We start from the raw sequence: 8,013 nt of genomic DNA on the forward strand, positions 1-8,013 counted from the left end.
CCTCATGTGGTGCCCCTTCCACGACGGAGGACAACTGTCGACACCCATCGTTGTAGCATCGATCCCGGCCGAGGGGGCTCCGAAGACGGGACCGGCCACTGTCGACTGTCGGACAGCGCTGCTCACCTCCTCGATCGACCACGCCGTCAGATCGGCGGTGCTTCCCCGTGCCGTCGAGCTGGAGCAGGCCCGCGCAAGCCTTCACTCGGACAGCAAGTCTGCTTGCGTCATTGCCGCCAGGGCCGTACACAAGCGCATGGAACTGACCGAGGCTCGGTACCGCGTGCTCCTCGACCCCTTCACTGCGGCCGGTGTCCCCGTGCCCGACCGGGACAACCTCCAGGGCCATGGCGGCACCCCGTGCTGACCCGACGGGTTCCGCGACGGCGTGCCTCAAGGACGATCCGATGATGCCCGCATGCCTCGTGCAGGCCAGCGGAGCGGAGGGCAGGCCGTGAGCGGCGCGTCCGAGGTTAGCCGCGCAGCTACCGGCTGCTGCGGGGCGGGCGGGTGGCGCTGGAGATCCACGGTGATCCGGGGCTCCTGGTCAGCGCCTCCGTTCCGCCGCTTGCTGCGGGAAATCCCCCGGTGACGCATTCGTTCGCGACCGCCAGCTTCGATGGGCGATGGACGGAACCTGGCAGCGGATCTGCGACACCCTGCGCATCGACGCGCGGTGGGCCCTGATCGCACCCCGCCTGACCGCCACCACCGGACAGCCTGATGGTCGCAAGGTCGCAAGGGCTCTTCGCGGTGGCCCGAGTGGTTTGGTCATGACCGATCATGACCGATTTCGCCGGCACCGTAGGGGACGATGTGTCCGGATAGGGGCTCCTTCGAGAGTCCGGTGCTTCCTAGCGTCGGAAGGTGAGCCGCCCGCGACCCTCGCCGTGGCGGTGTCCCGCGACGAGCATGGAGGCACTGATGGCTGTCACGTTCATCGTCGGAAGCGGCCGCTGCGGGTCGACTCTCGTGTCCCGGCTGTTGCGGAGGCACCCCGTTGTGCTGAGCGTCAGCGAGTTCTTCGCCGCGCTGACCGTGCGGCGCGACGGGATGCCACTGGGCGAGCTCGACGGTGCCGCCTTCTGGGAGCTGCTCTCCGCGAACGACGCGTACCTCGACGCGATGGTGCGCGACGGGCTGCGTGCCCCGGAGCTCACCTATCCGTACGAGAGCGGGCGCTTCCGCCCCGAGACCGGGGTACCGATGATCTCGCACATGACGTTGCCGATGCTCAGCCAGGACCCCGACCGGCTCTTCGACGAGCTTGCCGCCGAGGTGCCGGCGTGGCCGGCCCGCCCCGCCGGCCAGCAGTACACCGCGTTCTTCGAGCTGCTGGCCGACCGGCTGGGCCGGCCGGTCGTGGTGGAGCGTTCCGGCGCCTCACTGAGTCTGGTGCCCGAGTTGCGGCGGCACTTCCCCGGCGCGCGTTTCGTGCACATCCATCGCGGCGGGCCGGACTGTGCCGACTCGATGAGCCGGCACGTCGGCTTCCGGCTGACCGCGCTGGCCCGGCAGGCCGCCCGCCTGGCCGGCGTCGCCTCACCGGCGCAGCTCAACCCGGAGACGATGGCCCGGGTGCCGGATGAGCTCGTGGACCTGCTGGTGCCGCCGTTCGACGCGCGGGCCTTCCACGACTACCGGATCCCGGCGCAGGTCTTCGGGGAGATGTGGTCCGAAATGATCATCGAAGGGTGTCAAGCGCTGCGCGCGGTCCCGGCCGAGAGCCGGACGGCGCTGAGTTTCGAGTCCCTGCTCGAGGACCCGGAGCGGGAGCTCACCCGGCTGGCCCGGTTCCTCGGCGTCGCCGCGGACCCGGCGTGGCTCACGGCCGCCCGCGCGGAGATCGACCCGAGCCGGACCCGGGGCGCGGCGCGGCTCGAACCGGCGGTCCGGGAGGCGCTGCAGGCAGCCTGCGAACCGGGCGAGAAGACGCTGCACGCGTTCCTGGGCTGAAGCACCGCCGGCAGGCGCACGCGCCGGATGCCCCTGCGGGTCCGGCGCGCCGCCGTGCGGACGCTCAGCGCCGCCGGGCGAGCCCGGCGGTGGCCACGCACTGCGCGGCGGCGAAACCGACCACCTGCCGGCCCAGCAGGTCGAGGCGCATCGCTGTCTTCGGATCCCCGCACGCGCCGTCCAGCCCGAACGACACCTGGCCGCTCTCCAGGCACACGGTCACCGGTGCCGGCCACCCGCGCAGGGCGTGGATGACGGCGCGCATGGAGTCCAGGGTGGAGCCGAGCGCCTGTCCGCCCAGAGCCGCCACCACACAGCCGACCGCCCGCCCGTCCAGGTACGGCCGCTCGTCCACGCTGAGGTCCTCCAGGTAGTCCAGCGCGTTCTTGACGAGGCCGGAGATGCCGGCGTGGTAGGCCGGCGTCGCCACGATCAGCCCGTCGGCGGCGCGCACCGCCTCGACCAGGGTGACCGCGGCCGCGGTGCGGTCCGGCTGCTCCGGAGCGTACGCCGGCAGGCCGGCCAGGAAGCGACCGTCGAAGCAGACCGTACGCGCTCCCAGGCTCTCGGCCACCCGCAGCGCGGCTCGCAGGCCCCGCTCCGACGTGGAGCCGGGCCGCGTCGTCCCACCCAGGCCCACCACCAGCGGGCCCGGTCCCGCGAACTGCGTCACCACGGTCATTTCCCCGCCTCTCACCACTCGTCCGGGTGTGCCCTTTGGTCATCGTGCCCGCGGGCACCCGCGCCGGAAGCCCGATGAGGGGAGCGGCTTCCCGCTTTACCGGTCCCTAGGGGTGGGGACGCCGTTCGCGGCGACCGTAGCGTCCGGAACGGACCTGGTCGTCCCACACCGATCTCACGAAGAGGGGTGCCGCCGTGACGAACGTGCTGCAGGTCGCCGACACCGGAACGAGGCGCGATCGCCTCGCGCCGGATTCCGTTCTCGCCGGGGCGCTGCCCCGCATCGCCGGCGTGGGAACCGCGGTGCCGCCGTTCAGCTATACGCAGGAGGAACTGCTCGACATCTTCCGGATCGAGGACCCCAAGATCCGGTCGGTGTTCCGCAGCAGCGCGATCCAGCGCCGCTTCCTGACCCTGCCGCCCACCGGGCCGGACGGCTCCCGGCGCATGGAGACCCAGGGCGAGCTGCTCGGCAAGCACAGGAGCGAGGGCATCGAGATCGGCAGCCGGGCGCTGCAGGAGTGCCTGAAGAACGCCGACATGGCGCTGGCCGACGTGCGTTACCTGTGCTGCGTCTCCTCGACCGGCCTGCTCACGCCCGGCTTCAGCGCCCTGCTGATCAAGGAGCTGGGGCTGCCGGTCAGCACGTCCCGCCTGGACGTGGTCGGGATGGGTTGCAACGCCGGGCTCAACGCGCTCACCGCGGTGGCCACCTGGGCGGCGGCACACCCCGGCGAGCTCGCGCTGATGGTGTGCGTGGAGGCATGTTCGGCCGCGTACGTCTTCGACGGCACGATGCGTACCTCCGTGGTGAACAGCCTCTTCGGTGACGGCGCGGCGGCCGCCGCGATCATCGCCGACCAGGATTCCCCGGACGCGCCGGCTGGCCCGGTCGTCCTGCGGTTCGCCAGCTGCATCATTCCCGACGCCGTCGACGCCATGCGGTTCGACTGGGACGACGACGCCGGCAAGTTCAGCTTCTTCCTGGACCGCGACATCCCCTACGTCGTCGGCGCGCACGCCGAGCAGGTGCTCGGCGATCTGCTGGCGGGCACCGGGCTGCGGCGCAGCGACATCGCTCACTGGCTGATCCACTCGGGTGGCAAGAAGGTCATCGACTCGATGATGGTCAATCTCGGTCTCACCCGGCACGACGTCCGGCACACCAGCGGCGTCCTGCGGGACTACGGGAACCTGTCCAGCGGCTCGTTCCTCTTCTCCTACGCGCGTCTGCTGGAGGAGGGCATCGCGCGCCCGGGCGAGTACGGCGTGCTGATGACCATGGGGCCGGGCTCGACCATCGAGACCGCGCTCATCCGCTGGTGAACGACGCGAGAAGAGGCTGAAGGAGACAGCGGCATGACTGACAGCGTGACCCCCGCACTGGTTTTGGACCGGGACGACCCAGTACGGATCGAGCTCACCGTGGACACGGCGCAGCTACTTGGTGGCCCGCTCATCGCGGATTTCGCCCGCCTCTGCGACCGGATCGAGGCCGGCGAAGCGGCGGTGGCGGTGGTGCGGCTGACCGGCATCCCGCCGGTCGCGTGGCCCGGCGAGGCCGGAATTCACGTGGTCAACAAGTGGGAGCGGGTCCTGCGCCGGCTGGAACGCTCCGCGGCGGTGACCGTCGCCCTGGTCGACGGCCCGGTCGGCGGGGCGGCCCTGGAGATCCTGCTCGCCAGCGACTACCGGATCGCCGTGCCCGGCGCGACGGTGGCCCTGCCGGGTGCCGGCGCCTTCTGGCCCGGCATGGCGCTGTACCGGTTGGCGAACCAGGTCGGCGCGGCGGTCGCCCGCCGGCTGGCGCTGTTCGGCTCGGTGCTCACCGCCGAACGAGCGGCCGAACTGATGGTCGTCGACGAGGTGAGCCAGGACCCGGCGGCCCGCGCTGCACAGCTCCTCGCGGACCGGGCGGTCGACGGATCCGCGCTGGCCATCCGGCGCCAGTTGCTGCTGGACGCCACCCACACCAGCTTCGAGGAGGCGCTCGGCGTCCACCTGGCCGCCTGCGACCGGGCCCTGCGCGCCGGCACAGGCGGCCCCCGATGACCGGAACGCTGGCGATACCCGCCCTGCACGGCGACCGGGCGACCGACGCCCGCGTACTGACCGAGTTCATCGGCGGCGCCGAGGAGGTCCTGGCCGATCTCCCACCGCGCGCCGGCCGCGAGCCCCGGCAGCAGGAACTGGCCGACCGGGTGCACGCCGACTGTCGAGCACTGCGCGAGGGGTTCGTCCGCCGGCACGCCGCGGCACTCTACCGGGAGTTGACCGGTGACCTCACCGGCCGGCTCCGGCTGCCCGAGGTGGCCTTCGGCGCTGCCAAACTCGTCCCCGGCCTGGTGCCGACCGCCGAGCAGATCGCCGCGGAGCTTCGTCACGAGCAGGCCGGCAAGGAGGGCCGCGAGATCGACCAGGGCATCCTGTTCGGCGCCCTGCTCGCCGTCCCCCGGGAGGGCGAGCACCTGGTCGAGTCGATGCTGGCGCCGGCGCCGCGCTCGCTGGGCCTGGCCGAGTCGTTCGCGCGTGCCGGGCAGGCAGAGCTGGGCACCGTCCGGCTCAGCCGCTCCGACGGCGTGACCACGCTGGAGGTGCACAACGACCGCTGCCTCAACGCCGAGGACAACCGGCTCGCCGAGGACATGGAGACCGCGGTCGATCTCGTGCTGCTGGACCCGGCGACCCGGGTCGGCGTGCTGCGGGGTGCCCCGATGTCGCACCCTCGATACGCCGGGCGGCGGGTCTTCAGCGCCGGCATCAACCTGCGCGATCTGCATCGCGGCCGGATCTCGTACGTTGACTTCCTGCTCGCCCGGGAACTCGGCTACCTCAACAAGATCGTTCGTGGTCTGTTCACCGGCGACGGGTCCCCGACGGTGCAGAAGCCGTGGGTCGCGGTGGTCGAGTCGTTCGCCATCGGTGGCGGCGCCCAACTGGCCATGGTCTTCGACCGGGTGATCGCCGCGGCGGACGCGTACTTCAGCCTGCCCGCGGCGCAGGAGGGCATCGTGCCCGGCGCGTCCAACCTGCGGCTGATCCGCCGGGCCGGCAGCCGGATCGCCCGGCAGATGATCCTGGGTGGCCGCAAGGTCTGGGCCCACGAGCCGGACGCGCGGCTGCTCTGCGACGAGGTGGCCGACCCGCGGGAGATCGAAGCGGTCACCGCGCGGGCCGCCGAGCAGCTGAGCGCCCCCGCCGTCGTCGCCAACCGGCGCATGCTCGGCCTGGCCGAGGAGCCACCGGAGCGGTTCCGCGAGTATCTGGCCGCCTTCGCCGGCGAGCAGGCCCGCCGGCTCTACAGCGACGACGTGCTCGGCAAGGTGCGGCGGGCGGCACTGCACGGGATGCACGGATGACGCCGCTGGAGGCGCTGTTCGCGGTGCTGCGCGAGGAGGGCGTCACCCGGATCTTCGGCAATCCCGGCACCACCGAGCTCCCGCTGCTCGACGCGCTCGCCGAGCGGCCCGAGTTCGAGTACACGCTGGGGTTGCAGGAGGCCTCGGTGATGGCGATGGCCGACGGGTACGCCCGGGCCACCGGCCGGACCGGCTTCGTCAACCTGCACGTGGCCGCCGGCCTCGCCAACGGCCTGGTCGGCATGCTCAACGCCGCCCGGTCCCGCACCCCGCTGGTGGTCACCGCCGGGCAGCAGGACCGCCGGCACCTCGTCCAGGATCCGATGCTCGCCGGCGACCTGGTCGGCATCGCCCGCCCGGTGGCCAAGCACGCCTTCGACGTGCAGCACGCGCACGACCTGCCGTTGCTGCTGCGCCGGGCCTTCGCGCTCGCCGCCCGGCCCCCGGCGGGCCCGGTGTTCCTCTCCCTGCCGATGGACCTGATGGCCGAGGCCACCGACGTGTGGCTGCCGGCCCGCTCGGTGGTCGCCCCGCCCGGCGCGGCACCCGGCCTCGCAGAGGCCGCACGGCTGCTCGAGGCCGCGCAGGCCCCGGTGGTCGTCGCCGGTGACGGAGTCGGGCGGGAGGGGGCGGTTCCCGCACTCGTGGCCGTCGCCGAGAGGCTCGGCGCGACCGTGTACCACCAGCCGATGAACGACGGCGTCGACTTCCCAGGCGGCCATCCGCTGCACGCCGGCACGCTGCCCGCCACCCACGCGGCCATCCGCGCGGCACTCACCGGCCACGACATCGTGTTCATCGTCGGCTGCCACGCGTTCACCCCGCACCACTACACCCCCGAGCATCCCCTGCCCGACGGGATCCGGGTGGTGCAGCTGGACAGCGATGCCGCCGAGATCGGGCGCAACTTCGCCGCCGACCGGGGACTGGTGGGCGGTATCCGGGTCTCCCTGGAGGCCCTGGCCGAACTGCTCGACCCCCCCGCCGCCGGTTCCGCGCGGCGCACGGCCGAGGCCGCCCGGCGCAGCGCCGCCCGGCGAGCCCGAGCCGACCAGCAGTTCCGGGACCGCCGTGGACCCGCGCCAATCGATCCGTACGCCGCCGCGTACGCCGTCGCCACCGGACTGCCCGACGACGCCGTCCTGGTCGAGGAGGCCATCACCACCGGCGTCCTGCTGCGCCGGGTGCTGCGCCTCGACCGGCCCGGGTCGTACGTGCACACCGTCGGCGGCGGGCTCGGCTCCGGCATCGGCGCGGCTGTCGGCCACCGCCTCGGCGACCCGCGCCGGCCCGTGGTGGCGGTGCTCGGCGACGGCTGCACGATGTTCGGGCTACAGGGCCTGTGGAGCGCGGTCCGCTACCGCGTACCCGTGACGTTCGTGGTGATGAACAACGGTGAGTACCGCACCCTCAAGGACACCCTGGACGGCATCGGCGGGCCGTCCAGCCGACAGGGCCGCTACCTCGGCCTGGACCTCGGCCCGCCGGCGCTGGACTTCACCCGGGCGGCGGCGTTCTTCGGGATGGGCGCCATTCGCGTCCGCGACACCACCGAACTCACCGAGGCGGTGGCGAAGGCCGGCACCCGGGACGCCCCACTGCTGATCGACGTGCCGATCACCGGGCACCGGCAACCGGAGGAGACCGCATGACCACATCGGAGCAGACCCTGACGGTGCCGGCCGGCACCGTCTACAGCGACGGCTGGCAGCCCCCGGCCGGCGGCACGCTGGACGTCACCTCGCCGGCCACCGGGGAGGTGCTCACCACCGTGGGCCGGGCCAGCCCCGCAGACATCGCCGACGCCGTGCGCCGGGCCCACGCCGCACAGCCGGGCTGGGCCGGGTCGCCCGCCACCGGACGGGCGGCGATCCTGCGACGAGCCGGCCAGCTGCTCACCGAGCACCGCGCAGACGTCGCCGGATGGCTGATCCGCGAGGGCGGCGCGGTGCCGGCCAAGGCCGGGTTCGAGATCGACTCCGCGCTCGATGAGCTGTGGGCCGCCTCAGCCCTGCCC

The 8,013-nt window shown here is 72.9% G+C and carries 8 protein-coding genes; 7 read left to right on the plus strand and 1 reads right to left on the minus strand.

All coding sequences use genetic code 11. The features are described 5' to 3' along the window. Both E1258_RS34090 and E1258_RS27240 read left to right on the plus strand, forming a co-directional pair. Window positions 1–367, plus strand: a 367-nt coding sequence (locus E1258_RS34090) for a hypothetical protein (RefSeq protein WP_207919736.1), incomplete at its 5' end; no start/stop codon positions are given. A gap of 557 nt (window positions 368–924) precedes the next feature. Further along, complete coding sequence (locus E1258_RS27240) at window positions 925–1,956, plus strand: sulfotransferase (RefSeq protein ID WP_165949916.1); 1,032 nt, start codon at window positions 925–927, stop codon at window positions 1,954–1,956. Window positions 1,957–2,020: 64 nt separating this feature from the next. Here the strand turns inward: E1258_RS27240 and E1258_RS27245 are convergent, their stop codons facing one another. Beyond that, entirely contained in the window at window positions 2,021–2,638 is a 618-nt protein-coding gene (locus E1258_RS27245) for an NADPH-dependent FMN reductase (protein ID WP_132406151.1), read from the minus strand. Window positions 2,639–2,832: 194 nt separating this feature from the next. Here E1258_RS27245 and dpgA point away from each other — a divergent pair, with 194 nt between their 5' ends. From dpgA to E1258_RS27270, 5 genes are all read left to right on the plus strand, one after another. Further along, window positions 2,833–3,963, plus strand: a complete 1,131-nt coding sequence (dpgA, locus tag E1258_RS27250; RefSeq protein WP_207919737.1) for a 3,5-dihydroxyphenylacetyl-CoA synthase DpgA — start codon at window positions 2,833–2,835, stop codon at window positions 3,961–3,963. Between the two features lie 33 nt (window positions 3,964–3,996). Next, on the plus strand, window positions 3,997–4,689 hold the full coding sequence (gene dpgB, locus E1258_RS27255; protein ID WP_132406153.1) for an enoyl-CoA-hydratase DpgB: 693 nt from the start codon (window positions 3,997–3,999) through the stop codon (window positions 4,687–4,689). Continuing rightward, window positions 4,686–5,996: a (3,5-dihydroxyphenyl)acetyl-CoA 1,2-dioxygenase DpgC gene (dpgC, locus tag E1258_RS27260; RefSeq protein WP_132406155.1), complete on the plus strand. Its 1,311-nt coding sequence runs from the start codon at window positions 4,686–4,688 to the stop codon at window positions 5,994–5,996. Before dpgB ends, dpgC begins: the two co-directional genes overlap by 4 nt. Then, on the plus strand, window positions 5,993–7,648 hold the full coding sequence (locus E1258_RS27265; protein WP_132406157.1) for a thiamine pyrophosphate-binding protein: 1,656 nt from the start codon (window positions 5,993–5,995) through the stop codon (window positions 7,646–7,648). Before dpgC ends, E1258_RS27265 begins: the two co-directional genes overlap by 4 nt. Next, the coding region (locus E1258_RS27270) for an aldehyde dehydrogenase family protein (RefSeq protein ID WP_132406159.1) at window positions 7,645–8,013 on the plus strand (369 nt) is incomplete at its 3' end. The genes E1258_RS27265 and E1258_RS27270, both read left to right, overlap by 4 nt.

Origin of the sequence: Micromonospora sp. KC207 (assembly GCF_004348615.1) — a bacterium.
Lineage (GTDB): Bacteria > Actinomycetota > Actinomycetes > Mycobacteriales > Micromonosporaceae > Micromonospora.